The sequence below is a fragment of the Gracilimonas mengyeensis genome (assembly GCF_900182705.1).
GTDB lineage: Bacteria > Bacteroidota > Rhodothermia > Balneolales > Balneolaceae > Gracilimonas > Gracilimonas mengyeensis.
Window position 1 is genome coordinate 218358 of the sequence record NZ_FXTP01000005.1, and the last position, 26125, is coordinate 244482.

20 protein-coding genes and 1 other RNA gene are annotated in these 26125 nt (G+C 44.8%); 11 read left to right on the plus strand and 10 right to left on the minus strand.

Translation table 11 applies throughout. The features are described 5' to 3' along the window. Positions 1 to 22: 22 nt before the first annotated feature. Both FN815_RS07480 and FN815_RS07485 read right to left on the minus strand, forming a co-directional pair. A complete protein-coding gene (locus FN815_RS07480; RefSeq protein WP_142454008.1) occupies positions 23 to 1756 on the minus strand; it encodes a sugar phosphorylase in 1734 nt (577 codons plus the stop codon). Between the two features lie 8 nt (positions 1757 to 1764). Then, positions 1765 to 3024 carry a glycosyltransferase family 4 protein gene (locus FN815_RS07485; protein ID WP_142454009.1) on the minus strand — a complete coding sequence of 420 codons (1260 nt, stop codon included), beginning with the start codon at positions 3022 to 3024 and terminating at the stop codon, positions 1765 to 1767. Between the two features lie 893 nt (positions 3025 to 3917). On the opposite strand from FN815_RS07485, the gene FN815_RS07490 reads away from it, so the two are divergent. Beyond that, complete coding sequence (locus FN815_RS07490; protein WP_142454010.1) at positions 3918 to 4457, plus strand: YceI family protein; 540 nt, start codon at positions 3918 to 3920, stop codon at positions 4455 to 4457. Positions 4458 to 6149: 1692 nt separating this feature from the next. Next, positions 6150 to 7184 carry an isoaspartyl peptidase/L-asparaginase family protein gene (locus FN815_RS07495; protein WP_142454011.1) on the plus strand — a complete coding sequence of 345 codons (1035 nt, stop codon included), beginning with the start codon at positions 6150 to 6152 and terminating at the stop codon, positions 7182 to 7184. A 98-nt stretch (positions 7185 to 7282) separates the two neighbouring features. On the opposite strand, the gene FN815_RS07500 is transcribed toward FN815_RS07495, so the two are convergent. The 6 genes from FN815_RS07500 to FN815_RS07525 all read right to left on the minus strand — a co-directional run bounded on the left by FN815_RS07500 (position 7283) and on the right by FN815_RS07525 (position 11342). Continuing rightward, complete coding sequence (locus tag FN815_RS07500) at positions 7283 to 8071, minus strand: hypothetical protein (RefSeq protein ID WP_142454012.1); 789 nt, start codon at positions 8069 to 8071, stop codon at positions 7283 to 7285. Between the two features lie 99 nt (positions 8072 to 8170). Next, positions 8171 to 9007: a purine-nucleoside phosphorylase gene (locus FN815_RS07505; protein WP_142454013.1), complete on the minus strand. Its 837-nt coding sequence runs from the start codon at positions 9005 to 9007 to the stop codon at positions 8171 to 8173. Between the two features lie 143 nt (positions 9008 to 9150). Continuing rightward, a complete protein-coding gene (locus tag FN815_RS07510; protein WP_142454014.1) occupies positions 9151 to 9825 on the minus strand; it encodes a DivIVA domain-containing protein in 675 nt (224 codons plus the stop codon). A gap of 42 nt (positions 9826 to 9867) precedes the next feature. Next, complete coding sequence (locus FN815_RS07515; RefSeq protein WP_142454015.1) at positions 9868 to 10239, minus strand: hypothetical protein; 372 nt, start codon at positions 10237 to 10239, stop codon at positions 9868 to 9870. A 15-nt stretch (positions 10240 to 10254) separates the two neighbouring features. After that, positions 10255 to 10575: a hypothetical protein gene (locus tag FN815_RS07520; RefSeq protein WP_142454016.1), complete on the minus strand. Its 321-nt coding sequence runs from the start codon at positions 10573 to 10575 to the stop codon at positions 10255 to 10257. Positions 10576 to 10637: 62 nt separating this feature from the next. Beyond that, entirely contained in the window at positions 10638 to 11342 is a 705-nt protein-coding gene (locus tag FN815_RS07525) for a YggS family pyridoxal phosphate-dependent enzyme (protein ID WP_142454017.1), read from the minus strand. 198 nt (positions 11343 to 11540) lie between these two features. On the opposite strand from FN815_RS07525, the gene FN815_RS07530 reads away from it, so the two are divergent. The 4 genes from FN815_RS07530 (at position 11541) to FN815_RS07545 (ending at position 16718) form a co-directional block, all read left to right on the plus strand. Continuing rightward, on the plus strand, positions 11541 to 12602 hold the full coding sequence (locus FN815_RS07530) for a Nif3-like dinuclear metal center hexameric protein (RefSeq protein WP_142454018.1): 1062 nt from the start codon (positions 11541 to 11543) through the stop codon (positions 12600 to 12602). Between the two features lie 9 nt (positions 12603 to 12611). Then, positions 12612 to 13346, plus strand: coding sequence for a zinc ribbon domain-containing protein (locus FN815_RS07535; protein ID WP_142454019.1), 735 nt, complete (start codon positions 12612 to 12614; stop codon positions 13344 to 13346). Between the two features lie 719 nt (positions 13347 to 14065). Continuing rightward, positions 14066 to 14416: RNase P RNA component class A (gene rnpB / locus FN815_RS07540), an RNA gene on the plus strand. A gap of 103 nt (positions 14417 to 14519) precedes the next feature. After that, entirely contained in the window at positions 14520 to 16718 is a 2199-nt protein-coding gene (locus FN815_RS07545; protein WP_142454020.1) for a YCF48-related protein, read from the plus strand. Between the two features lie 6 nt (positions 16719 to 16724). On the opposite strand, the gene FN815_RS07550 is transcribed toward FN815_RS07545, so the two are convergent. Further along, positions 16725 to 18002, minus strand: coding sequence for an MgtC/SapB family protein (locus FN815_RS07550; RefSeq protein ID WP_142454021.1), 1278 nt, complete (start codon positions 18000 to 18002; stop codon positions 16725 to 16727). 213 nt (positions 18003 to 18215) lie between these two features. On the opposite strand from FN815_RS07550, the gene FN815_RS07555 reads away from it, so the two are divergent. The 5 genes from FN815_RS07555 to FN815_RS07575 all read left to right on the plus strand — a co-directional run bounded on the left by FN815_RS07555 (position 18216) and on the right by FN815_RS07575 (position 24633). Further along, a complete protein-coding gene (locus FN815_RS07555; RefSeq protein WP_246075185.1) occupies positions 18216 to 18599 on the plus strand; it encodes a response regulator in 384 nt (127 codons plus the stop codon). A 59-nt stretch (positions 18600 to 18658) separates the two neighbouring features. Further along, the gene (locus tag FN815_RS07560; protein ID WP_142454022.1) at positions 18659 to 20629 is read left to right on the plus strand and encodes a M1 family metallopeptidase; all 1971 of its coding nucleotides are present in this window, start codon (positions 18659 to 18661) and stop codon (positions 20627 to 20629) included. An 84-nt stretch (positions 20630 to 20713) separates the two neighbouring features. Next, positions 20714 to 22429, plus strand: a complete 1716-nt coding sequence (locus FN815_RS07565; protein ID WP_142454023.1) for a sensor histidine kinase — start codon at positions 20714 to 20716, stop codon at positions 22427 to 22429. 4 nt (positions 22430 to 22433) lie between these two features. Then, positions 22434 to 23123 (plus strand): response regulator transcription factor, encoded by a 690-nt coding sequence (locus tag FN815_RS07570; protein ID WP_246075186.1) that lies wholly within the window; start codon positions 22434 to 22436, stop codon positions 23121 to 23123. A gap of 952 nt (positions 23124 to 24075) precedes the next feature. Beyond that, complete coding sequence (locus FN815_RS07575; RefSeq protein WP_246075188.1) at positions 24076 to 24633, plus strand: macro domain-containing protein; 558 nt, start codon at positions 24076 to 24078, stop codon at positions 24631 to 24633. A gap of 93 nt (positions 24634 to 24726) precedes the next feature. Here FN815_RS07575 and FN815_RS07580 read toward each other — a convergent pair whose 3' ends face one another. Next, positions 24727 to 26088 (minus strand): replication-associated recombination protein A, encoded by a 1362-nt coding sequence (locus FN815_RS07580; protein WP_142454025.1) that lies wholly within the window; start codon positions 26086 to 26088, stop codon positions 24727 to 24729. Between the last annotated feature and the right edge of the window lie 37 nt (positions 26089 to 26125).

Here is a 26125-nt window from a genome sequence, read left to right on the forward strand (position 1 = left end):
GAAGTGGCTTTTAAACTTACCCTTACACCACCAACCACTTCGTCTCATAAGGAGCAAAAGTAAGATTACCTTCTTCAGGCTCTCCATCCTTAGTCAGCAGGTTTTGGTGGGTGCTATCGGAAGCCAGGGGTAAGGCAGACTCGGTGAGGTCAACGAGTGTTTTCTCGGCCGTCACATTGGTGATGGACAGCACTTTCTGGCTGCCGTCGGGGGCGGTGCGCTGCACGGCAAAAAGACCGGTACCGGCATCAAAAACTTCCTGGGCGCCCTCGGGATGAAAAGCCGGGTTCTTTTTGCGGATATCCAGCATATTCTTGTACGCGGTGAACACGCGCCGGGTATCGCTGTCTTCACTCTCCATACGCTCGGTGAGCTCCATCAGCTCCCAGCTTTTACGGTTGATGGCACGGTTGTGGCCTTTTTCTTTCACGCCTTCCAGATCGTTTGGCGTAGCCGTGAGCGAGTGGATATAAATGCCAGGCACGCCCTGCAGGCTCAGCATGATGGCCTGCGAACTCAGGAACCGCTGCACCTGGTGACTTTCATCGGCATCGGGCGCATCCTTCATGGCATCAAAATAGCTCACATTCAGTTCGTACGGACTTTCACTCCCATCCGCATTGGCTTTCATGGACACCATCCCGCCACGATCTCTGACGGCCTGTACCAGCGCATCAAACTTATCCTGTGGCACCAGTCCCTCGATAGGCCGCACGCCTACTCCGTCATGCGAAGCCGTGAAGTTGAAATAGGTACAGCCTTCCGGCGGACTTTCCAGGTTTTGGGCCCAGTTGGTGAGGTAGGAGGCATCCCCAAAAAGCAGCGTGTACAACAGCAAGGGCGGCAGGCTAAACTGGTACACCATGTGAGCCTCGTCGCCATTGCCAAAGTAGCTCACATTTTCTTTATGCGGCACGTTGGTTTCGGTGATGAGCGTAACGTGCGGCGCCACCGTATTCAACAGGCTGCGGATCAGGCGCACTACCTCGTGTGTTTCGGGCAGGTGAATGCAGTTCGTGCCCTTCTTCTTCCAGAGATAAGCGATGGCATCCAGGCGGATCACGCTCACCCCTTGCGAAATATAAAACAGGATGATGTCCAAGTACTCAAATAACACATCCGGATTGGAAAAATCGACGTCAATCTGATCCGCACTGAAGGTGGTCCAAACGTGCCGGGTTTCTTCGCCTTTCTTAATCTCGGTGAGCAGGGGCGAGCTCCTGGGCCGGGTCACTTTAGACAGGTTTTCATCCGGATCCATCTCGATAAAGTATTCACTGGCCGGGGCTACATCCTGTTGATAATCTTTAAACCAGCTGCTTTTGCGCGACACATGGTTGATCACCAAATCCGCCATAATGCGGTAATGCCGCCCCAGCTGTTTGATGTGGTACCATCCCCCCAGATCTTCCCGAACCTGCCGGTAGTTGATCACCGAAAAGCCGTCATCGGAGGAATAGGGGAAGAAAGGCAGAATGTGCAGCCCGCTCACGGAATCACCTACATATTCATCCATAAAATTCTGCAGGGTATGCAGCGGGTATTCGCCCTGTTTTTTGATGGTATCTCCATAGGAAATCACAATGGCGTCCTTTTCTGACCATCTTCCGTTATCGCCATCCGGTACTAAGCCCAAGCCATAGCGTTCCACCAGCATTTCCAGTCGCTTGGCACTTTTTTTGGCCTTATCACCATATAAAAATTCAAGCCTTGGTTTATTTTCCTGAACAAATATTGCAATCTCTTGTTTATCCATGGTCCCTGTTAGCGTCTGGTTAAAGATCGTAGTAAATGATTGAGTTTATCTCTGAGCACTTCATAGCTGTAATACTTTTGCCCCAGCCTGAAGTTATGCTCGGTCATCTCTCTTTGTTTATCTTCGTCTTGCAATAATAATTGCACCTGCTCTACCGTCTTCGGCGTCACAAATCCGTCAATGGTGATGGTCTTAAAACCTTTGGGTTCAATATCCCGCATAAAAATATCGTAGCGGTTTACCAGCAGCGGCTTTTTAAGGTAGATGGCTTCCAAAAAGGCGTTCCCAAAACCCTCATATAAACTGGGATAGGTCACCAGGTCGGCGCAGGTGTATACATCCCACAGCGAATAAATTTTCTCGCCTTCAGGCGTGCGCTGCCGCGTTTCGCCCACTTTTGTACTTACAAAGCGCAGATCTACGCCTTCACGTTCGGCCGTCTCGCGGAGCATGTTCTCGTAAGAAAATCCCTCATCCCCGGAGTCATGCGTGATCACTAATTTTATTTTAGGATTCTGCAACATGCTTACCAACCGGATGGCATGCTCAATCCCTTTTCTTGGCACTACGCGTGTGGGTTGTAAAAAGATGATGTCGTCCGGCTCAAAACCCAGCTCCTCTTTCATGGAAGCGGTGTAACCATCCGAGCCCGGCGGTTCAGCGTTGAAGTCAATGACATTCGGCACCAGGGTGGATTGAGCTCCTTTTCTCCAGGCCAAATCATCGGAGGCATTTTTGTTGATTACCACGTGCTCCAGCTCGGGATCGCGCGGCGGAAAAGCCATCTCCAGGTAATCACTCACCGAATTCACCATAAAACGGGACCGCTCCCAGTAAAAGTCATGATGATGAGCGATAGCCGGAATGTTGGTTTCCATCAAAAATTCTGAAATCGCCACCCCAAGTGGCAGGTTCATAGGGATGGTCACCGCATTTTCAATCACCACCACCGACAGATCGTACAGTTGCACAAACTCGTGCAAAGTTTCTTTAAGATACTGAGACATGCTCCGTATGCGGTTACTCACCAGTTGTGAACGTCGGGTATGTCCCCAAATCTGTTCGTTCAGCCACTGGCTTTCGGCGTGTTCAAAATGTGCCTCTGGCACACAGAAGCTTTTTTCTTTCGGACGATTGATCCGTCCGGCATACCAATAAACCTCATGCCCTTCGTCTTCCAGTACCTCGGCCCATTTGGCCGCTTCCAGGGATACCCCATCAGTACCGGAGAATCGTGTGGAAATAAATCCAATTCTCTCCTTATCCATGTAGATGCCTTAATTGTATAGTCCTGATTATTGTGAAATAGTTAGCTTATAATTAGCTACTTACCAACCCACTGTAATAGTTTTTAAGTACCGTCTAAGAGTGAGTAATCTTTTCCATAAAGTCAAATACCTTATCGCTTTACGCTATGCCAACAAATTTTAGGGTGATGGCATTCTTTGCTTTGGCCTGTATTGTGCCCTGTTTTAACCGGGCGTAGTTGATGTACAAGCATTCAGATGAACAATGTTAGTTCAATATAAAACCTGTCATTGCGAAGGCTGTCGTGACCGAAGGGAGCACAGCCTGTGGCAATCTCCCGGATAATGCCTCTGAGCGTTTTAGGGAGATCGCTTTGCTACCAATTTCTCAAGACGATAACCATACTTTTTTTACTCATTCTTACCTATTTCCTTCGAACTCACGTTACATGTCAAGCCATCCTTCTTTTTCTATCCAACAGCATGTCATCTTGAGGGTACTCCCGAAAGATCTTTCATTTTGCAGCGTATTTATAGGCTAAAGGGTATGATTTGACCTCACCTCGGTCCTCTCCTTCAAAAGGAGAGGAAGTGTTCGAGGCTTGTTATAGCCGCTGTGCTAATACGTAATTCATACTTGGTATAGGCGTCCTCCTCCTTGAGGAGGAGATAGAGGAGGTAAAAAGCAGCAAAAGGAAGTTCATTCGAATCTTGAACAAATATTTTCCGGCATCGCCCTTCAAAACAACGGTTCGAAACTTGCATACGCTGCCATCCATCTTTCATTTACCCCACAATCTTAAACTAGTTCAATAAATCACCCCAAACGGAACTCCCCATTGAATTGCTCAGTTAACCCACCGTATATTTAGTTCAACATTAAACTATTTAACACTAATCAAAATACAAGTATTATGGCTACCTGGAATATTGACCCAACCCATTCTGAAATACAATTCAAAGTAAAGCACCTGGTAATCTCTACCGTAACCGGCTATTTCCGTTCTTTTAATGGAACCGTTGAAACCGAAGGCGACTCGTTTGAAGATGCAAACATCACTTTTGAAGCTGAGATTGACAGCGTAGATACCAACAACAGCGACCGCGACACACACTTGAAGTCCGACGATTTCTTCAACGCAAGTGAATTCCCAACCATGAAGTTCGAATCCACTTCTTTCAAAAATACCGGCGGCGACCAGTACGAGCTAAAAGGCAACATGACCATCCGCGATATCACCAAAGAAATCACCCTGGATGTAACCCACGGCGGAACCGTTGATGATCCCTACGGACAAACCAAAGCTGGTTTTGAAATCAATGGCACTATCAACCGCAAGGAATTCAACCTGAAATGGAATGCCGTAACGGAAGCCGGCAACGTGGTTGTAGGCGACGATGTGAAACTGCACATGAATGTACAAGTTGTAGAAAGCGTTCCCCAGGAAGCATAAGGAACACTATTCTTCATATATCTCCTAAAGGCGGCCTTTGTAAGGTCGCCTTTTTTGTTTTTGGGGATTTTTTATCCGCAATACTTGACCGCTTTTGACAACTACCCCTTCGCCGGCTTTTGACCTCCTCTTTCTCCTCCTTCTCAAGGAGGAGGACGCCTATACCACATATAAGTCATAAATCGATATCACCGCTAAAACAAGCTTCAAATACCTCCTCTCCTTACGAAGGAGAGGACCGAGGTGAGGTCAAAGTATGAGGCAGGAAGTTACGTACTATTTAAATTATGGCTTTAAGCTTCCCAAATCGTAAATCGCTGTTCGGGCCATCGATCTATCGCATATCCGTTGAATCAAACCCTCAGCACTGGAAGAATACCTTGGTTGGATTGTTTCACTTTGGAAGTTGTATGGATTTCATGGCAATGGGTGAGGGGAGCAAAGTCAAACTAATCTACGATGAATCGAGCTGCGATTTCATTAATAACAGAAACATTTACCTGTCCGGTACCCTTGATTACATTTCCACCTCCTCTTTCTCCTCCTCAAGGAGGAGGACGCCTTTACCAGATATGAGTCATAAATAAACATCAAAACCAAAAAGGCCCCGAACGCTTCCTCTACTTTCCCACGAATGCTCGGGGCGGGCTGAGGAGAGGATTTAGGTGAGGTCGGAGTATGAGGCAGGAAATTACGTACTATTCAAATTATGGCTTTAAGCTTCCCAAATCGTAAATCGCTGTTCGGTTCATCGATCTATCGCATATCCGATCCCTCAGTATTAGAAGAATATTTTGGTTGGATAGAATTGTTCTCGAGGCTGTTTTGATATCCAGTCCTTGGAAATCGCGAGCAAAGTCAGGCTGAAATTCAGATGACCGAGGGACCGATAAAATCAAGCTGCTATTTTTCAGTAGAATTATTTCACTACTTGTAACTGGTTCAAGCGTCCGCTTGGACCAAAACTTTATTATCCACAACAGCTTAGTTCATCATTGCACAAGCGGACGCTTGCAATAGGTTGATAAACGTCTTGTACAAGCCCGGCAACTTACCATTCCTTTTCCAGCTTTTCGACCTCCTCTCCTTACAAAGTTGAGGTCAAAGTATGAGGCAAAAATTACGTACCATTTAAATTATAGCTTTAAGCTTTCCAAATCGTAAACCGCTGTTAGGTTCATCGGTCTAACGCCTATCTGTTGAATCAATCCCCCGGCACTGGAAGAATATTTATATTGGGTTGTTTTACTTTGAACGTTATATAGATTTCAACGCTATGAGTGAGGCGCCAAGTCAAACTGATATACGAAAAAACGATAGACCGAGCTGCGATTTCATTTATAACAGAAACATTTACCTGCCCGGTACCCTTGGCTACATTTGCACCTCCTCTTTCTCCTCCTCAAGGAGAAGGACGCCTATACAATAGACGGGCAATAAATCAACATCGAACCCCAACAAAGCCCAGAATACCTCCTCTCCTTTTGAAGGAGAGGACCGAGGTGAGGTCAAAGTATAGGATTCGAAAATTGCTCAGTAATTAGATTGCAGCCATCCGCCCATAACAGAATTCTGAGTTCTGAGTCCTGAATTCTGCCCCCATTTGTAATCATCAATTAAAAAAAGCACCCCAAACTTTAATATGGGGAAATTGCGCTGTATAATCCCATTCAACAAAAATAAATGCGCGCTATGAGACTACGATTTATACCTTTACTTCCCCTTCTGCTATTATTTGTGATCACCGGTTGCCAATCCGAAGCCGGTGAGTCTGAAAATACCTCCCAGCCTGAAACCAAAGAATGGGCCATTGCCTTGCACGGCGGTGCCGGTTATGTATCTAAAGACATGCCTGAAGATCGCAAACAGGCTTACATGGAATCACTGGAAGAAGCCCTAGCTATTGGCTCTGACATCCTGGCAAATGGCGGTTCTGCCTTAGATGCCATCGAGAGAACCGTGAATTACCTGGAAGACAACGAATTGTTTAATGCTGGAAAAGGCGCTGTTTTCACTTCGGAAGGGAAGAATGAACTGGATGCCGCCATCATGGATGGAAGCACGCTGAATGCGGGAGCTATCACCGGAGTAACGACCGTTAAAAATCCCATCTCATTAGCTCGAAAGGTAATGACAGAATCCAAGCATGTATTTTTTGCCACCGACGGTGCCGAGACTTTTGCCGACCAGGTGGATGTGGAACGCGTAGATCCATCTTATTTTTATACCGAACGCCGGTATCAATCGCTGCAACGGGCGCAAGAACAAGAGAAAGAAGAATCCAGCAACTTACTGCCTGAAACTAATGAGGAGAAAGCCTGGAAATATGGAACTGTTGGGGCTGTTGCCCGCGACAAAGACGGCAATCTTGCAGCCGCCACTTCTACCGGCGGCATGACGAACAAGCGGTACGGGCGGGTTGGGGACGTTCCCATCATCGGCTCCGGCACCTATGCCAACGACCTCGTGGCAGTTTCCGCAACCGGCTGGGGAGAAAAGATTATGCTGAATGTATCGGCCCACACCCTGGCTGCCTACATGGAATACAAAGAAACATCGCTGCAGCAATCAATGGATTACCTGGTAGATGAGGTATTGGAACCCGGAGACGCCGGCTTCATCGCCGTGGATAAATATGGCAACTTCTCCATGAAAACGAATACAGGCTCCATGTTCCGCGCTGCCACCGACTCAGAAGGGAATAAAGAAATCGGAATCTGGGAGTGAAGGTGTTATAGTGTGAGAGTGTTACGGTGCGAAGGTGTTAGCGTGTTAGAGTTTTGAAGAACCATAACACGCTAACACCTTAACACTGAAACACTGGCTTATTCGAGTCCGAGGCGGAACTGGTCGCGTAATTCCTGGATGTAGATACCGATGTCGTTGCGAAGCTCGAACAGCCGGGCATGTAGCTCCTGGTATTGTTTTTTGTTGAAAAGGCCCTGCTTTTTCATGGCTTGCAACAGCTCCAAACTGTGATTGGCACAACCCAGTGCTTTTTTGGAATAGGCAATATTGGCACCGATGTAATCCTGCTCAAAACCAAAGGAATGTCCGCCGGCAATTTTAGCACCTACTTTTAGCACTTCATCCACAAAATCCTGGAATTCTCTGGATTGAAATTTGGGATGAATTTTTTCGGCCCACTTCAGAATATCCACCGCAAAATCTTTGGCATCCAGGTAGGTATCTAAACTCTCGAGGTCTGCATAATCTGAATAAGTGTATTCATCACTCAGGCTTTTCCACTCGTCACCTTCATCAAAATCATCGAAGTCATCCTCATCCCCAAAATCCATGAAGGGCTCCTCATCCTCAAAACCGAACAGGAAATCATCTTCGTCCCAGTCGTCGTCGTCATCCTCCCAGTCGTCTTCGTCTTCCGGAAAATAGGCCTCGTCCATTAACAGCTCTTCTTCCACATAGGCTTCAAAAGCGTCATCTTCATTTTGGCTCTCTTGCAGAAGCGTTATCCATCTTGGGGTGTTTCCTTTACGGTCTGAGGCGATAAACTTTCGGAGTTGTTCGCTCTTTTTCTCTACTTCGTTTAAGTGAGCTTCCCACTTGAATTCATCCCACTGTTCGTCATCAAAACCATCGAAATGCATATGCATACAGGCATATTATGGGTTATTGTTTATTGTAAGAAAGAAATTACATGCATTAATGCAATACTTTGTGGAAAAGTAACGCTTTTTGTGGAAAAAAAGGTATTACAAACGTTCTAAAACATTAATAATCACCTGGGTCATTTGGGGCTCTGCCATGGCCGCTGCTGCAAGCACATCTTCAATCTCCACCGGCTCCAGCGCATCGGGGAAGCATTCATCGGTAATCACGGAAATTCCCAATACATCCATACCCATGTGAACCGCTGTAATGACTTCCGGCACAGTACTCATGCCTACCACATCAGCGCCAAGCTGACGCATATATCGGTACTCGGCTTTAGTTTCCAGCATGGGGCCCGTTACTGCCAGATACACGCCCTGATGCATTTTGATAGCATGCTCTAAAGCCACCGTCTCAGCCAGCTCCAGCAAGCGTTCGGTGTACGGTTCACTCATGTCCGGGAAGCGCGGGCCCAGGTCATCATCATTGGGACCAATAAGCGGGTTATCTCCCAAAAAGTTAATGTGGTCGGTGATCAGCATAATATCGCCGCGACTGAAATTGGGATTAAGCCCTCCGCAAGCATTGCTCACCAACAATGTTTGAGCGCCAATAGATTTAGCTACCCGTACGGGAAAAGCTATTTGCTGCATGGTGTAACCTTCGTAATAATGGAAACGTCCCTGCATGGCCACTACATTTTTTCCACCCAGTTTGCCGAATATCAATTTACCTGCATGGCTTTCAACGGTTGAAACGGGGAAATGAGGAATGTCATCGTAACTGATGATATGCTCTGCTTCAATTTCTTCGGCAAGCTGCCCCAGTCCGGTGCCTAAAATCAATAAATATTCAGGCTGAAAATCTGTTTCTCCCTGAATAAAATCGACCGCCTCGTCTCGTTTTGCTCTGAATGCTTCAACCGTATCGTATTTCATAGAAAATGTAATTGGTTTGAAAAGAATAAAAGCCCGCAGCTTTATTCACTATGGAATAGCTCATGCAGGCTTAGCAAAGTTACTAACTGTTTATATCGAAATCAGAAAATAATAATTAGTGTCTTTCTTAAGAAAGGGGTTTATCAATCGATCTCATCAAGGATATCATCCAGGCGATCACTTCCGGGGGGCAGCTGGTGTTCGTCTTCTTGATCTTCGGGCTGATTTTTTTTCTGCTCGCCGCCTTCCTCACTTGTGGCCTCTTCGTTATCCGTCTCATCCTCATCTAAATCAAAGCGGGAGGAAACAGGTTTTTTCTCCAGGGCCTCTTCGAGGTTTTCTTCTTTGGGAAGCTTAAACAACTCCATTTCATCCTTAGAAAACTGCTCTACCGACTTACGGGCATTGTCCAGATACGACGTAATGCCGTTGATAATTTCTTCGCGGCGATCCAGCAACCTTAAGATACTTTGGCGAATTTGCTGCCGGTTGTGACGGGCCTCCCTAATGATGGAATCGGCCTCCATCTCAGCCTTCTCAATGGTATTCTTAGCTTCCTGCCGGGCACCGGATACTTTTTGCTCCATCGATTCTTTCGCCGTTTGCAGGGTTTCGTGAAGGGCGTCCTCAACGCGTTCGTAATGTTTTACACGTTCGTTGAGTTTTTCAATCTCCTGCTCAAGCTCCCGGTTCTTGTTTATGAGATGTTCAAATTCGTTAGAAACGAGGGACAGAAAAGCTTCCACATCGGCGGTATCGTATCCCCTCAGTGCTTTTTCAAATTTCTGCTGTTTTATTTCAAGCGGCGTAAGTTTCATAAACAAATGGGTTAATCCTAAAGAGCGTATTTAAAATAGTACTTATTCGCTTAACATGTTCCGCAGATTGCCGTCGTCCTGGCTTTTTTTAGAGCGATTTTCCTGATTGTTAGAACGAATGTCTTCCTCTTCTATTTCAATTTCTCCCATACTTTTTCGCTGCTTCAGTTCAGCACTTTGTTGTTCTCCCTCTTCCATATCCGAAACGATGGCTTCAAGATTGGCCAGCCGGCGATCGGTACTGCGTTTGAATTCGCCCAGGGCTTTAAAAAACTGTGGGTCTAACTGCTGATTTCCGCTTTTACGATTTATCCATTGCTTGATTAGACTGAACACATTCCAAAACAAGAAGCCCGTGAATCCCAGGCCGCCTATAATTGCAATGATAGCCACCACCATTTCTTCAAAGCTCATAACTATTCCGTTACGCTAATTTTGGTTTGAAGACCTCCGTCTGGAAGCCCCTGAATTATCGGTATTTTGCCTTTCAACTTCATCCTCAATTTCGATTTCGCTAAGCGGATCCCGTCGCTGCCGGGGATTTCTTCTGTGATCCTGGTTGGTCAAAGACTCCAGTTTTTCAACCCTGGATTTCAGGTTCGAAATCAGCTTGTGCATGTCGTTGAGTTCTCGCGACCTGCTCAGACGCTTTTCCTCCATTTTCAGTTCTTGTTCTTTGTACGCGTAAACCAGCCCGCCCACAATGGCTACAATAGGTATAATTGCAAACCATGGAAGTCCAAATAACATAGTGCCCTCAGTTTTATTTTTTAAGGTATTAAAGTGAATGTGGGAAATTGCTACGGAAGATGCTACCCATAGTTTCGTTCACCAAAAATGGCTGTACCCACACGCACCATGGTGGCTCCTTCTTCTATGGCTACTTCCATATCGTTGGTCATTCCCATCGATAAGTGCTTCAGCTCTACGCTTCCTTTGTTGTATTCCTGGTGGGAGTCAAAGAGCTCTTTCAACAGTTTAAATTCAGATCGAACTTCTTCCGGGTCATCCACAAACCGGGCCATCCCCATCAGGCCTTTTACTTTTACATGTTCATAGTTTTGGGCCTTTTCCAATATACCTGCAAGGTCGCCGGGTTTGCAACCGCCCTTCTGTTGTTCATCACTTATGTTCACTTGAATCAGGGCATTTACCACACGGTTGGCTTTCCCCGCTCTCTTTTCAATCTCTTTGAGATATTTGGCTTTCTCTACGGAATGAATCCAGTTTACCCGCTCGGCAATATATTTAATCTTGTTGGTTTGAATGTTGCCGATAAAATGCCAGGAGATATCCGGGTTGGCTATTTCCAGCATTTTGTCTTCCAAATCCTTCATCCTGTTTTCTCCAAAATGCAGTTGGCCGGCCTGCACAGCTTCCAGGATGTCTTCATTGGGCTTGGTTTTGCTTACAGCAACCAGCAAAACTTCTTCCGGATCACGCCCGCAGCTTTCACAAGCTTCTTTTATTCTTTGTTGAATGGATTTCAGATTTTTGGCGATATTCTGTTCACTCATGGCAAAAAATGGTCTTTTTGGTAGATTCAAAAGAATTTACCCTAAGATAAGCTTTTATCATTCATCAATAAGCCTTATTTTTGGAAGCTCTTAAGACATCCTAATTAATGATTTATTTATTGAGATTAACAAGACTCAACATCATAATTCAGGCTTCGACGACATCGTCGGGCACAAAACAGCGAGGGGATAGATAGCATGTCAACCCAAATCCGACAAATATCTACCTTCCTCAATCAGTGGGCCCCGCCCAAAGTAAAAATGGATTATGATAATGTCGGGTTACTGGTCGGAGACCCTTCCGCCAACGTCACTTCCGTTTTAACTTGCCTTGACGTCACCGACAAAGTTGTAGCCGAAGCCATTGAAAAAGGCTCCGAACTTATAGTAGCCCACCACCCCCTCATTTTTGGTAAAATCGGTAGCATAAACCCTACCAACGAGCAGGGCCGTATCATCTACAAACTGATTAAGAATGATATCGGACTATTGGTAGCCCACACCAACCTGGATGCTGCACTCGACGGTGTATCTTTTGTGCTGGCCAACATGTTAGGGCTGGATGACCTACGATTCCTTGATAAGAATTATGACATCAGCCGGAAAATAAGGTTGATTACCGCACATGAAGACAGCGACGCGGTACTCAAATTGTTGAATTATCACTCGGCAGAAGAAGCTCATCATTTTGATGTAACCAGCCGCGAAGATGGCCTCAAATGTTTTGAAGCTATCATCGATCAGCACAACGTATCCGTTCTTAAAAAAGCCCTTAAAGCCGAAGGTATGCTGAAGGAAGGAAGCTTCCAGGTGATTGACCTCGCTTCTACTTCTCAGAACTTTGGCATGGGTGTGATAGGAGAATATCCTGACGACGGAATTGGTAAAAACGAATTTTTGCACTTGGTATCCAAAGCCCTGAATGTACAAGCCATTCGTTATTCCGGCGATGTTGACCGGATTAAGAAAGTGGCTGTTTGTGGCGGTGCCGGTGTATTCCTTAAAGATAAAGCGATCGAAGCCGGGGCCCAAGCTTTTGTAACAGCCGACATCAAATACCACGACTATTTTACTGAAAAGAATGATTTTCTATTGATGGATGTGGGCCATTACGAAAGCGAATTCCCCGTAGCCGAAGCCTTGAAGAATGAACTGTCCGAGGCTTTTGAAGAAATTGAAGTATCTGTAACACGAACCGTGACCAACCCGATGCATGTGTATGTATCGCATCCCGAACCCAAAACTATTCAACCAAGCTGACCTCACTCCATGAACGAAGTATTACAAAAATTAGCCAACCTGCAATACATTGACAGTCGCATTGACGAGCTGAAGCAATTGAGAGGTGATCTTCCGGAAGAAGTACTGGATCTGGAAACCGATATAGCCCGGAAAGAAGCACGCCTCAATAACCTCAAGGAAGAAGATCAAAACCTGAGTGTTGAGTATGACAACCTTCAGCTGGAGCTTAAAAGCGCAAGAGAGAAAATTGAGAAGTATGAAGACCAGCAGCTGAGTGTTCGCAACAACCGCGAATACGATGCCCTCACCAAAGAAATTGAGGCACAAAAGCAGGTAATTGAGAATACTGAATCTCGCCTGAAAGAAATTGAAAAACGTAAAGAATCCATTGAACCTGAGATTGAAGCGGCCAAGGAAGCCCTGGAAGAAGCTCAGGAACTTTACGAAGAAAAAAGCCAAAACCTTGATGAAGTCGTTAAATCTACAGAAGACGAGGAAGAGGAGCTGTTGAAAAAGCGCAAAGAGGTTGAAGAAGAAATTGACGACCGTTATCTGCGTAGCTATAATCGTCTCAGAGATGGTTTGAGCAACGGCATGGCGGTAGTAGCCATGGACCGCGGAGCTGCTCTCGGGATGGCCCTGCCACCACAAACACAGGTAGAAGTCCGTCGCAAGAACAAAATTATTATTGACGAAAACAGCGGCCGTATCGTAGTGGATCAATCTTTCTTCGATAAAGCCAAAGAAGAACTCTCTATCTGATTTTGATCAGCACATCTTAATTATTACCCCTAAAGGGAGGCCTGTTTGGTTTCCCTTTTTTGTTTTGGGGTGATGTTTTTTTAGCAAGTAGTTGTTGGATAGTTTTAAGCTCTATCTGTAGAGTAAAAGCAGTAAAAATCTTCAAACTCGTACGACAATGCTTTAGATATTAGGAACCCGTGGCGGCGCTCTGTTAGGAGCAACCTATTGGTAAAAAAAGAAGCACTGCCGAATAAAATTTTCGCCCGGATTTTTCAAAAGCTTTGATAATCATCGAAAATTGGTCGCAAATCAAACCGAAAACACCCAGCATGAACACCCTAAAAACTTACAGCACCATGGAGAATAAGCGAGCCCAGATCTCTACCTTTCAGCCACAACCACCCTCTCCTTGATCCTCTCCCAGGAGAGGAAACACCTTGATTAGCATTATAGCTTAGATATAAAATATTGCCACTAACTCGATTCCTTGATTAAAATATCACACTCAACTAGTGAGCTTCCCCCGGTAGGTTTTTCGGGGGATTGAGAGGTGGGTAAATAGCACCATTGGGCATTATTGATTTCTCTGGCACAAGACTTCCTAAAGAATCCTAAATTTCTTTAGGAATAATCCGGTTCAGTCACCGCTCAGGAAACAACCAGCCCACCACAATCTGTAATTTTCAATCTGGAATCAGCCATTATTTAACCTTCCAAAAAAGCGTATCTTACGCGAGCAGGGAAGCCGGGTAATCGCTTCGTGCTTTGGCACGGGGAGGAAAGTCCGGACACCTACAAGCTCCGCGCTCCCCGATTCGGCATTGGCCGGCGAAGGGGAGGCTTGCCGGGAGGAATCCCGGGATGCCAGACAGTGCAACAGAAAACAGACCGCCCGGCTATGGCCGGGGTAAGGGTGAAAAGGTGAGGTAAGAGCTCACCGCCCCAAGGGCGACCAAGGGGGCACGGTAAACCTCGCGGGGTGCAAGTTCATGCAGATGGTATACGCCGCTTGTCGTGACCCCATCGGGTAGAACGCGCAGATAAATGATTACCCTCGACAAAATCCGGCTTACAGGCTTCCCTGCATCCCTTTACATGAAAACCCCGCTCTTAGCTGAGAGCGGGGTTTTGTTTTTTGGGCAAATTCCTGTTACTTAATTCAATATAGAGAGAGTAATTAATCTCGGGATTATGAAAATTTCGGTACTAACAACCATCTTTGCAATTTGTCTAATATCAACCATGCATGCACAATGGGAGTTGCGCTATCCAGAACTGCCGGAAGACAAAATCACCGACGTCGCCTTTATCTCCGAATCAACCGGTTTTTTTGTAAATGAAGCCGGTGCTATCTACAGAACTACTGATGGCGGGGAAGAATGGAAAGAGGCTTTTTATGATGGAAACTCAGAATTCACATCTATACAATTTATTAATGACCAAGTAGGCTTTGCGTATGCCTACATCGGCTCATGCTTCACCTACACAACAGATGGCGGGAAAAGCTGGCAACAAGATGATTTGTACGTACACATGGCACGTTCAGTCGTTGGGTTTTCTCGCTCAGAATTTCTTAAAACTGATGAAAATGGAATCTACAAAACAACATCTGTATTTGGTGACTGGCAAAAAATTTATGACGTGCCAATAGAAACCATTGATGGAGGCGACCTCTTTTGGGAAGAAACCATCGCAATTCCTAAAAAAACACAGCAGTTCTCTGATTCCTCCCTCTCTATTTTGTACTACAATCGGTATAGAGGTGATTACCAAAATAAGCAGGATTCTTTGTATTACCTGTTAAGCTCTGATAACCGTGGGGAACGCTGGGATTCTACCTGGATTAATATTAAGGGCAAAATTGCTTCATTAGAAATGGTTGATCCAAAAACAGGCTTTCTACTCACCGAAAGCGGTTCATTCTTTAAAACCGATAATTTCGGGAAAAGTTGGGAGCGAAAAAGAATTCCTAACACAGACGTAGCCCCTCATAACATTGTCCCTTTTTCAAAAGACAGGGTATATCTGAAAGGCAGGAAAGTCTTCAAAACCACTGATGGGGGAGATCATTGGGATATTATTCAAGTTCCTCAAAATGGCTTTAACACCGGTTATGTGATAAGTCGTTATGACCACACCGCATTTCATGATTTGCAATTAAAAATTAGTGCTGACGGCGAAGAATGGATGCACGGAAAGCAATTCCAAAGAATTAGTGGATCTAAACTCTATTTTAAAAATAAAACTACTGGTTGGGCATTCGGGCAAAGAGAGGCTTTTATTACCAAAGATGGCGGGTACACATGGGAAGCAGATACTACTTTTCCTGATCGTCCTTATGAAATAAAATTCATCAATGAAGAAGAAGGCTGGTTCATAGGAAAGGAAAAAATTTACAAAACTGAAGATGGAGGTAGATCATGGGCATTATTAGATTTACTTGCTAGCGGGGAAAATTTATATGGCCCAAAAATACTTTTTGATAATAAATTTGGCATTATTTACGCCAATTTTAATTGTGAAGATCTTACCTGCGGTAAATTGTTAGTCACTAATGATAATGGAGCTACCTGGGACAATCGACAGGTACCTACTTCCTTTAAAAGCCTGTCACTTGCCAAGGGTAAAATTTTTGCAGTTGATGGGCAAAAACAGCTGTGGGTATCCAATGATAAAGGAATTTCCTGGGAAGTATGCTATGACTATTCATATGAAAACTTATGGCCTAAGCCTTTAGTACGTGCTGTTGGTGACCAGGTTTGGTTACATATTGGATTTCGCAATCTTGCCTACTCAAAAGATGGCGGAGAAAGCTGGCACATTACCTCAAAAGTTGGCCATCAACTAACCGCGGATATGGTACTATTAGGCCCCTATCATGATGGTTCGGCAGATCTGCTTATGGTAGATGAGTTTGGCACTATTCAGAATATTGATTCGGATCTGGGGACTTATGATAAAAAATATGAAACGCCCCCAACCCGTACCCATTTGGAACACATTACCTATACTATGGATGATAATAGGCCACTTATCTGGATTATGGGTACTTACAATACTGTTTTATTTAGAAAAGTTTGGAATGGCATTGATGTTTCAAATGCTTTGGAAACAACTGAAATTCCCCGTTCGAATGCACTCCATCAAAACTATCCCAATCCTTTTAACCCTTCTACGACGTTTTCGTTCGACCTTAAGAAAACAGGACATGTAAAGCTCTCCGTATTTGATATTACAGGCCGTGAAGTAGCTGTAATTCAAGACAATAGATTAGCTGCCGGCAGTCATTCTATATTATTTAATGCAGAAGGTTTAGCTAGTGGTACCTATTTCTATCGGCTAAAAACTAAAGACCAGGTTTTATCAAAAAAGTTTACCCTGATCAAGTAAACCAAGTCAAACAAACAACCACGCACTAACCACGCCGCCAAGTGAAATAACCAGGATCATCCAGAGCAGATCCATGCTCTTCTTCCATCCCGCCCAGAAAATAAACAGCCCGGCTTTTACAATGGTATTGGATATCACCGCCATCACAATCCCTAAAGTAGCTACCGATCCGGTAATATCAGACTTCGCCATCTTGGACAAGGATAGAGTGATAGCATCCACATCCATCAAACCGGAAAGCACAGATAACATGTATACCCCGCGATCCCCAAACCACTCCTGAAGCGCGGTAGCCAGCACCAAAATAACCGCCAGTAATGCTCCGAATTTCAAAGCGGTGGGTAGCTGCAGGGGATTACCCAGTTTCAGATCCGGATTCTCTTTTTCATTGCTTTCTTTGGCATTTAGCCATAGCCAAATCACACAACCAATGGTTAACACGAACATGGTTAACAGTGGAATCCACAGTAAATCCAGAATAGCTTTGTTGACAACCGAAACTTCAATAACCACCCGCACCAGCATAATAGCCGAAGCCACCAACACCCCCGCTATAAACTTGCGGGTACTTCCTAAAACCTGTTGCTTCGCAAATTGAGCCAGACTGATGGTCACCGCCGTAGATGAGGCCAACCCGCCTATCACGGAAGTGAGCAAAGTACCTTTATCTTCCCCGGCGTATTTCACCAACACATATCCCATAAAAGATAAACCTGAGATGAGCACTACCATCCACCATATCCAATACGGATTCAGGGTATCCCATGGGCCATAACCTTTATCCGGCAAAAGCGGAAGCAGTATTACTGAAATGATAAGCAGTTTTATTCCTGCATAAATAACAGTGACTTCCAGCTTTTGCAGCCAGCCATGTAAAACAGGCTTCATGCTCAATATGGCCATGACGGCTACGGCTGTACCCAATGCTTCCAGCTGATACCCCAAAGCCGCCCAGGCACCTATTGAAAACGTAAGGAGCAATCCCACTTCGGTTGTAATACCAATATCCTCTTCTTCCTGGGTTTTTTGTTCAAATACATATGAGGCAATAATGAGCCCGGTGAAGGCTACAAAAACCAATCCCAGGATCCATTCTCCGGTATGAGGAATGAGGACAGCCCATACTCCGCCGAGTAAACCGGCAAGGCTAAAAGTTCGGATTCCTGCTACCCGGTCGCCCTCGTCTTCCTTTCGTCCATGCCAGCCCCGCTCTGTTCCAATTAATAAACCCGTGGCCAGGGCTGAGAGCAGTTTCCAGACAATATCTAATCCCGCAGTCTCCATAACATCAAAATTACTTTCGGCTTTTTAGTAAAAAGGTAATGTAAGCTATGTGCCTAATATTAATATCTCTTTATAATACACTTTAATGGCCATCAGACCAATGTTAGATATAAGTAGTTGTGTTTATTTTTGCGCTAAAAAATTTCGTTTCACCACATTTCATAGTATTATTAGTGATGCACATTACATGGCAACGCTAATTAATATAAAAACATGGATACGAAGCAGAAAAAAACAGTGATGATCGTGGAAGACGATCTGATACTGAACCTTCTGTATGAGAGCTATCTGGAAAAGTTAGGATATGATGCTGAAGGAGAGCTTGTGTATGGCAAAACCGCCATCGAAGTAGCCAAAAAAATCGATCCTGATCTCATTCTTATGGATATCTCTCTGGAAGGTGATATTGATGGAATTACAGCCATGAAGGAGATTCGTAAATTTTCTGATGTTCCTGTAATATACATTACCGGAAATTCAGATCCGCACCATGTGCAACGAGCCAAAGAAACCGGCTACCTTGATTACCTCGTTAAACCCATTGAGTTTAATGACCTAAAAGAATCTATCGAGAGAAACTATAAGAAAATTCATTAATCTGTCGTTTCTCTCCCTTTTCGTTTTTTATCCACGCCCCTCCTTAATTTGTACTTATTATGAGAAATCTTTTTTTCCTTTCCCTGCTAGTTGCTACACTCGCAGCGTGTAGCGCCCCCAAAAATACCACCTCTTCAAATATCACCAAAAACAACTTTGAGCCTCAAAGACCTATTCCATACCCTATTGAAATGCCCATGAATTTTGAAGTGGCTTTAAATAACGGCACCCGCACATTATCCGGAGTTCCTGGGGAGAATTATTTTACCAACACTTATACCTATAAGCTGGATGCTACGCTGTCTCCCCAAGATACTATGCTTTACGGAAAGGCAGATATCACCTATACCAACAATTCACCGGACACGCTAAACATCCTCGTTTTTGAACTCAGCCAGAACCTCCACAAAAAAGGTGTACCGCGTAAGGAATTTGTAGAGATCACAGGCGGCATGAATATTGAACGAGTTGCCACCGCAGACCGGGAACTTCAGAAAGTAAATCAGTATCGCCTTGGATATGTGATTCAAGGTACGCATATGCTGGTAATACCAGGAACAGAAATCGTCCCTGGTGAGAGCATTGATCTCGAAATTGACTGGAATTTTAAGATACCGCAAGCTGGTGCCAGCGGACGCATGGGTTACAGCCGGGATAACTTATTTTACCTGGCTTACTGGTTCCCCCATGTTTCAACTTATGATGATCTGCAGGGCTGGTTTGCCGATCACTTTACTGGAAATGCCGAATTTTATCACGATTTTGGTGATTACGATATTTCCATCACCGCACCTGAACAATGGCTGGTGATGAGTACCGGAGAGTTTCTTAATGCTGATGAAGTCCTAAGCCCTGCGGTACTTGAGCGCTACCAACAAGCCGGTTCATCTGACGAAGCTATCACCGTAGTATCACCAGATGATTTTGGCAACGCAACGGTTAGCAGTGATGACAGCCTACTTACCTGGAAATTTTCCGCTGAAAAAGTACGTGATGTAGCTTTTAGTGCCACCCTCGAATCGCAGTGGGACGCTATGCGTACACCCGTAGGCGATATGGACGGAGACGGGCAGACTGACTACTCCCGCATCAATGCCTTTTGGAGAAGTTCTGCCCCGCTTTGGGAAGATGCAGCTGATTTTACAGCCCATTCTATCTCTTACCTTTCAGAATATACCAATCACCCATACCCATGGCCACATATGACTTCGGTTGAGGGAGCCGAAATTATTGGCGGCGGCATGGAATTCCCCATGATGACCATCATTGGCAGTTACAATCGGGCAGGAAGCCAAGCGCTATACAATGTTACCGCTCATGAAATTGCCCACATGTGGATCCCAATGATTGTAAGCACCAACGAACGGCGCTTTGCCTGGATGGACGAGGGAGCCACTACTTTCCATGAAGCACAAGCCCGCTGGGATCGCTATCCTGATTCTTTTAGTCGATTGGATGAATTTGAGCCTTATCTCGGCCTGGCTGGCTCTTCCTATGAAGGCGAAATCATGCGCTGGTCCGATTATCATTACCCGGGACCTGCTTATGGCGTGGCCTCATATCCCAAACCCGGAAGTGTGCTTATAGCCTTGCAGGGAGTGTTAGGAGAAGAACTGTTCACCAACGCCTGGCTTACATTTATTGACCGATGGGCTTATAAACATCCCACACCACTGGATATGTTTAACACCTTTGAGGATGTATCAGGTCGTGAGCTGGATTGGTTCTGGCGCGCATGGTACTACGAAACCTGGACACTTGATCAGTCTATCGATTCCGTTACCCAGGATGGAGATCAGGCTACCATCGTTATCAGAGACTTAGGAAAAATTCCCATGCCGGTTGATTTAACTATTAGCTATGAAGATGGCACCGAGAAAACTCATCGCATCCCTGTCGACACATGGCTTCAGGGGCACAGAGAAGTTTCTATTCAGCTTGATACCCCTTCTCCAATTTCAGAGGTAGTAATTGATAAAGAGCACTACTACCCGGATGTGAATCGTGCCAACAATGACTGGCAAAACTGATTTTTTGATTTTGTATGGAAAAAATCAGTTTATGCCTATATTTATTAGTTCTTCACTCGTATTGAATGTAAACTTTTTAAGCCTATGAACCTTTTACGAAACAGGGGACTCCGCTGGATTCTGCTTATGATTGGCCTGGCTGCCATCATAGCACTCACCGGCATGAATGTACTCTCCCTGTACGACTTGCGCGACCAAATGGTAGAGGGAGAAAGAGAGCGGCGTATTTCTCAACTGGATGAAATCAGCCAAACTATCCTAAATGACCTCAGGGCACCATTATCAGGCTTTTATAAGCTTGAAATGGAAACGGTAGAACCCCATTTAGAACAAACCGGTCAGTTGCCCCCAAAACTGCAGGAGATGCTACATAAGGCATCCCAAACCGCCTATTTCAACGGTATTTATTACACCCCTGAAGGCACCAATCCCTGTGACAGTAACAGCACGGTTTATCAATACAATAAGCAGGATCGAGAGCTTTTCACCACCAACAGCTACCCTAATCTTTTATGTGATGGAGTTGGATTGGTACGCACAAAAACAAAAATCCAGCTCAACGATTTTGACTATCGCTGGAATAATAACTTAGAGTTCGACACTCACAGAAGCATGAATGTGGGGCTAATCAATCTATCGGAAAACCGCATTGTTGGCTACCTCACCTTCACACTCAATAAAGAATATATTGTCAACGAAGTAATCGATCCTTTGCTGGATGATTATTTCGGCGATAGCGAAGAAACCGGAGTAGTCGTATGGCTTCACGACTGGACCAATGAAGATGTACTAGCTTCTAACGACAGCAATGTTGAATACGACCGGGATAAGGTAGATCATCGCTATCGATTTTCTTATTTCTTCGATACCTGGTCTTTTAGGATGGCTTTCCTTCAATCTCCTGTAGCAAATGCTTACAATGCCACTCTATTTAAAAACCTCGCTGTTTTAGGGGTAGCCGTACTTTTTCTGCTTGGTGCCCTCATCTTTATGTTTATCACAGCACAGCGGGAGCGTAACCTGGCACAACGACAGGCCAGCTTTTTGGCAAATGTGACTCATGAGCTTAAGACTCCTCTTGCCGTTATGCAGGCCGCGGGCGAAAATATATCAGACGGCCGTGTTACAGAACCTAAGCGCCTCAAACAATATGGAGAACATATTTACAACGAATCCATCCGCTTGCGGGGCATGATTGAAAAGTTACTGGATGTTGCCCGCGTGGATTCAGGACAAGCTATGCTGAAAGCCGCTCCCTACAGGCTCAATGAGTTGTTGGAAAGCTACCTGGAGGAAAACCTTAGCTATATTGAAGGAAAAGGTTTTACGGTTCGCAAGAAAATCAAGGAAGAGAAGGCTTTCACTATGATTGACCGTGACAGCTTTGAGACGATTATCAGCAACCTCACAGAAAATGCTATCAAATACAGCAGTGATGTGAAGTTCATTGAGTATCAGATATCATCGGACGACGGTCACGTCTACCTCAGCGTTACCGATCATGGAATTGGCATCCCCAAAAAAGCACAAAAGAATATTTTCAATAAGTTTTACCGGGTTGAAGACTCAGATACCCTGAGCACAAAAGTGAAAGGACATGGCCTTGGCTTGAGCATTGTCAAAAATATGGTGAACCTGAATGGAGGATCCATCAATGTTAAAAGCACCGTAGGCCGTGGGACAACATTTATTGTCAGATTTCCTAAATTAGTTAAGGATGATCTTTCCCCAGAGCAACGTGCGGCTGGCTCATCACCCCAACAATCTATAAAAAAGCGTACAGAAGAATATGTCGGATAATCCTATGAAAATACTTGTAGTTGAAGATGAGCCAAGCCTCGTCTTCACGCTGCGTGACACCCTCGAAAATGAAGGGTATGAGGTATTAGTTGATGAAGACGGTACTGAAGCCGTCGAATTGACCAAAGAGCAACATCCGGATCTCCTGATATTAGATATCATGCTGCCCGGCAAAAGCGGATACGACATTTTGCAGGAAATCCGCAAGGAAAAGCTCACGCTTCCTGTGATCATGTTAACCGCAAAAGACCAGGAGCCGGATAAAGTAAAAGGACTGAACCTTGGCGCCGATGATTACCTAACCAAACCTTTTGGCGTAAAGGAATTGCTGGCACGTATCGAAGCCCGCTTGCGTCGTGCCGGTGCTTATTCCTCTTCCCGGGAAGTGGAAATCCTTCAATTAGGTCCTGTAAAAATTGATCTGCGTGAATCTGTAGTAGAACGGCCGGATAATGAAGAGATTGAACTAACCTCCCGCGAAGTTGAACTCATCCGCTATTTACTCAAGAGTGCTAACGAACCTGTTTCACGTGACGAATTACTGGAAAAAGTTTGGCGGTATGAGTTTAGCACCAACACCCGCACGGTTGATGTTCACATCTCAAAATTGCGTGCTAAAATTGAAATGCATCCCGATGATCCCCGTTACCTGATTACCCTTCACGGGGTGGGCTACATGCTTCGCACAGATTAATAGGTTGCGTAAAATGCCCGCAGTCTCTCATTTGGTTGCATGGACTGCACATGGGACATACAGGGGAATACTGTTTCAATAACCGCTGTTGCTTGTAGTTACACTTCAATCACTTTAAGAATAAATGTTTTTCATTGCGCTGGGATAATTATCCTTTGGGAAACTAAAGGGTATTTTTCAGAGTCAGCTGCCATCAGAATTTTTTTTACAATCCCTTGTCTACTTAGGAAGCGCTCAAATCTCCGATAATAATTCCAGAGTCCGTCATCTCATAGAAAGTTATTCCTTGGAATTTTCTTTACACAAGATCTTACCTCTCTCTTTTCTAACTTAACCACCCTGAGCTGGGACCCATAAAAATCTCCAGACTAATAGCTCCACCGTTATTCATACTCATTATGCAAAGCTTGCCGACCGGGTGAAACTCAAGTACCTTGGAACCTGGAAGATCTGTAATGCTTTTAACTTTAAGGTCCATTAATACTTAGTTAAAGTGGCTGCCTTACATTCCTTCATATACTTTAAAAGAATTATAGGGCGCTTTCTTTTTCAAGTGTTTACAAAACCTAAGAATGTAAGCGCTTTTTATGTTAACAGTATATTAATAAAGGCTATTTGAAAAAATTACCTAAAATATTTTTGACTTTGTTGAAATAACCGCTATCTTTTAAGCGGATTAAGTGTTCAACTTAATTCTAATCCTATTTACTTTTATTCCGCCTAATATTTTTCAGAGAGTTCGGTTGGTTAGGCTGCGATTTGCTCTCTGATAGTATTAGTGACTCCAACAACAACGGGCGAAGAGCTGATCCTCTTCGCCCGTTTTATTTTCGGGATATTTTTCAATCGATGGATTCCTTCTGAGCTTTCCGTCCTGCGTATATCATTCTTTGCAGAAAAGTACTCCCGGCATAAGCATTTTCCTTTTTCAGTCACATTTCACACCTTTGATATGAACGTATATAAACCTATTCATATGCCTGACTACAACAATGTAGACCTGAATTGTACTAAAGGAAATATTGCCAACCAGCCGGACGTGGAAGCTATTGTGAATGCTGCCAACGCTCAATTAAAAACAGGGGGCGGAGTCGCGGGGGCTATCCATAACGCAGCAGGTCCCGGTCTTGCCGAGGAATGCGAACCTAAAGCCCCTATCAAACCAAGTGAGGCCGTCATTTCCGGAGCACATGATTTACCAAATAAGTATGTGATTCACTGTCTTGGACCTGTTTACGGACAGGATAAACCCGAGGATAAATTACTGCGCAACTGCTATCAAAATTCGCTTAAGCTCGCTGAGGAATATGACATTAAATCCATCGCCTTCCCGGCTATATCAACGGGCGTTTTTGGTTTTCCCAGACTGGATGCTGCCCGTATTGCCATGATCACCCTAAAAGATGAAATGCCGGATCTCGAATCTGTAAAAGAAATACGCTTTGTACTTTTTAGTGATGAAGACCTTGAATTACACCAGGACGTAATGAAAGAGGTTTTTGAGAATTAGGATAAGAGACAAGGTGTGAGGTTTTAGGTATTAGGTCTCAGTGTGATGTCTTCTTCACTCCAAAAAATCAGTGAAATCCCTAAATCTGCGCAATCACTGGTCCTTTTTTATCTCTTGCCATTTCTTCCATAGCAAGGCCTCTCGCCCCTGACTTCCGCCCTGATACCACTGTTTATTTTTCAGCGCATCGGGCAAATATTGTTGATTGACCCAATTGTGTGGATAGTTGTGTGGATACTTGTAATCATCCGAAGCATTTTCGATGCCGAGATGTTTGGCTCCCAGTTTATTGGCTGTCTTGTCCTTCAGATAAGGAGGAATATCTTTAATCCCCCGCTCGCTTACCTCACGGTTCACTTCAAAAATAGCGCCGGTACTGTTGCTCTTGGGACACATACTTAAATACAGGCAAGCGTGCGACAGAAAATACATTCCCTCGGGCATCCCACATTTCATAAATGCTTCTTGGCAGGAATTCACAATCGTTATTGCATTGGGCTCGGCCAGGCCCACATCTTCGCTGGCAAAAATGAACATTCTGCGAAAAATAAAATTGGGATCGTCACCGCCTTCCAGCATGGCATTCATCCAGTAAAGAGCCGCGTCGGGATCAGAACCGCGCATAGATTTGATGAAAGCTGAAGCGTAGTGGTAGTGCTCATCACCGGTTCGATCATAGCGCACATTACGGCGCTGAATACTTTCTTTAGCTACCTCAAGGTTGATGTGAACCGTACCACCCTCATCGGGCTTACTCGAAAGAACGGCTACTTCCAGCGCATTCAGTGCATTACGAATATCGCCCCCCGCCATTTCTGCAAGGTAGTTAAAGGCATCTTCCGTCACTTCAATATCTTTTTTACCTAAACCACGCTCCTCATCCTTAAGTGCACGGTTCAGCATCAGCTTCACCTCATCCATGGTCAATGGATTCAGTTCAAAGAGCTGACAACGTGAAAGCAACGGATTCACCAGTGAGTAAAATGGATTTTCGGTAGTAGCCCCTACCAGGGTGATAATGCCTGATTCCAGGTGAGGCAGCAGTGCATCTTGCTGAGCTTTATTCCAGCGATGAATCTCATCCACAAACAGGATGGTCTTCTTACCGTTAAGCTTACGCAGCTTCTCCGCTTTATCTACCACATTCCGCAACTCCTTGATGCCATCCAGCACCGCATTGATCACTTCGAACTGTGCTTTTATCTCACGGGAGATCACGTGTGCCAGGGTTGTTTTACCCGAACTCGGAGGGCCGTAAAAAATAAGTGAACCAATCACCCCACTTTCAATCATGCGCTGAAGCATTTTTCCTTCTCCAACCAGGTGTTCCTGTCCTGCAAACTCATCCAGAGACTGCGGCCGCATCCGTGTGGCAAGCGGCTCACTGTATTGAGGATTATCTTTTTGAGATTGAAAAGTGGAAGAACCTGACTGTTTTTCTTCGAAGAGATCCATGAATCATTGCGTGGTTGAAAAGTATATGTAAGATATG

Bases quoted from the DNA above. Each gene is read 5' to 3' on its own strand.
- FN815_RS07480 (WP_142454008.1), bottom strand. From the start codon at position 1,756: ATGGATAAACAAGAGATTGCAATATTTGTTCAGGAAAATAAACCAAGG.
- FN815_RS07485 (WP_142454009.1), bottom strand. From the start codon at position 3,024: ATGGATAAGGAGAGAATTGGATTTATTTCCACACGATTCTCCGGTACT.
- FN815_RS07490 (WP_142454010.1), top strand. From the start codon at position 3,918: ATGGCTACCTGGAATATTGACCCAACCCATTCTGAAATACAATTCAAA.
- FN815_RS07495 (WP_142454011.1), top strand. From the start codon at position 6,150: ATGAGACTACGATTTATACCTTTACTTCCCCTTCTGCTATTATTTGTG.
- FN815_RS07500 (WP_142454012.1), bottom strand. From the start codon at position 8,071: ATGCATATGCATTTCGATGGTTTTGATGACGAACAGTGGGATGAATTC.
- FN815_RS07505 (WP_142454013.1), bottom strand. From the start codon at position 9,007: ATGAAATACGATACGGTTGAAGCATTCAGAGCAAAACGAGACGAGGCG.
- FN815_RS07510 (WP_142454014.1), bottom strand. From the start codon at position 9,825: ATGAAACTTACGCCGCTTGAAATAAAACAGCAGAAATTTGAAAAAGCA.
- FN815_RS07515 (WP_142454015.1), bottom strand. From the start codon at position 10,239: ATGAGCTTTGAAGAAATGGTGGTGGCTATCATTGCAATTATAGGCGGC.
- FN815_RS07520 (WP_142454016.1), bottom strand. From the start codon at position 10,575: ATGTTATTTGGACTTCCATGGTTTGCAATTATACCTATTGTAGCCATT.
- FN815_RS07525 (WP_142454017.1), bottom strand. From the start codon at position 11,342: ATGAGTGAACAGAATATCGCCAAAAATCTGAAATCCATTCAACAAAGA.
- FN815_RS07530 (WP_142454018.1), top strand. From the start codon at position 11,541: ATGTCAACCCAAATCCGACAAATATCTACCTTCCTCAATCAGTGGGCC.
- FN815_RS07535 (WP_142454019.1), top strand. From the start codon at position 12,612: ATGAACGAAGTATTACAAAAATTAGCCAACCTGCAATACATTGACAGT.
- FN815_RS07545 (WP_142454020.1), top strand. From the start codon at position 14,520: ATGAAAATTTCGGTACTAACAACCATCTTTGCAATTTGTCTAATATCA.
- FN815_RS07550 (WP_142454021.1), bottom strand. From the start codon at position 18,002: ATGGAGACTGCGGGATTAGATATTGTCTGGAAACTGCTCTCAGCCCTG.
- FN815_RS07555 (WP_246075185.1), top strand. From the start codon at position 18,216: ATGGATACGAAGCAGAAAAAAACAGTGATGATCGTGGAAGACGATCTG.
- FN815_RS07560 (WP_142454022.1), top strand. From the start codon at position 18,659: ATGAGAAATCTTTTTTTCCTTTCCCTGCTAGTTGCTACACTCGCAGCG.
- FN815_RS07565 (WP_142454023.1), top strand. From the start codon at position 20,714: ATGAACCTTTTACGAAACAGGGGACTCCGCTGGATTCTGCTTATGATT.
- FN815_RS07570 (WP_246075186.1), top strand. From the start codon at position 22,434: ATGAAAATACTTGTAGTTGAAGATGAGCCAAGCCTCGTCTTCACGCTG.
- FN815_RS07575 (WP_246075188.1), top strand. From the start codon at position 24,076: ATGAACGTATATAAACCTATTCATATGCCTGACTACAACAATGTAGAC.
- FN815_RS07580 (WP_142454025.1), bottom strand. From the start codon at position 26,088: ATGGATCTCTTCGAAGAAAAACAGTCAGGTTCTTCCACTTTTCAATCT.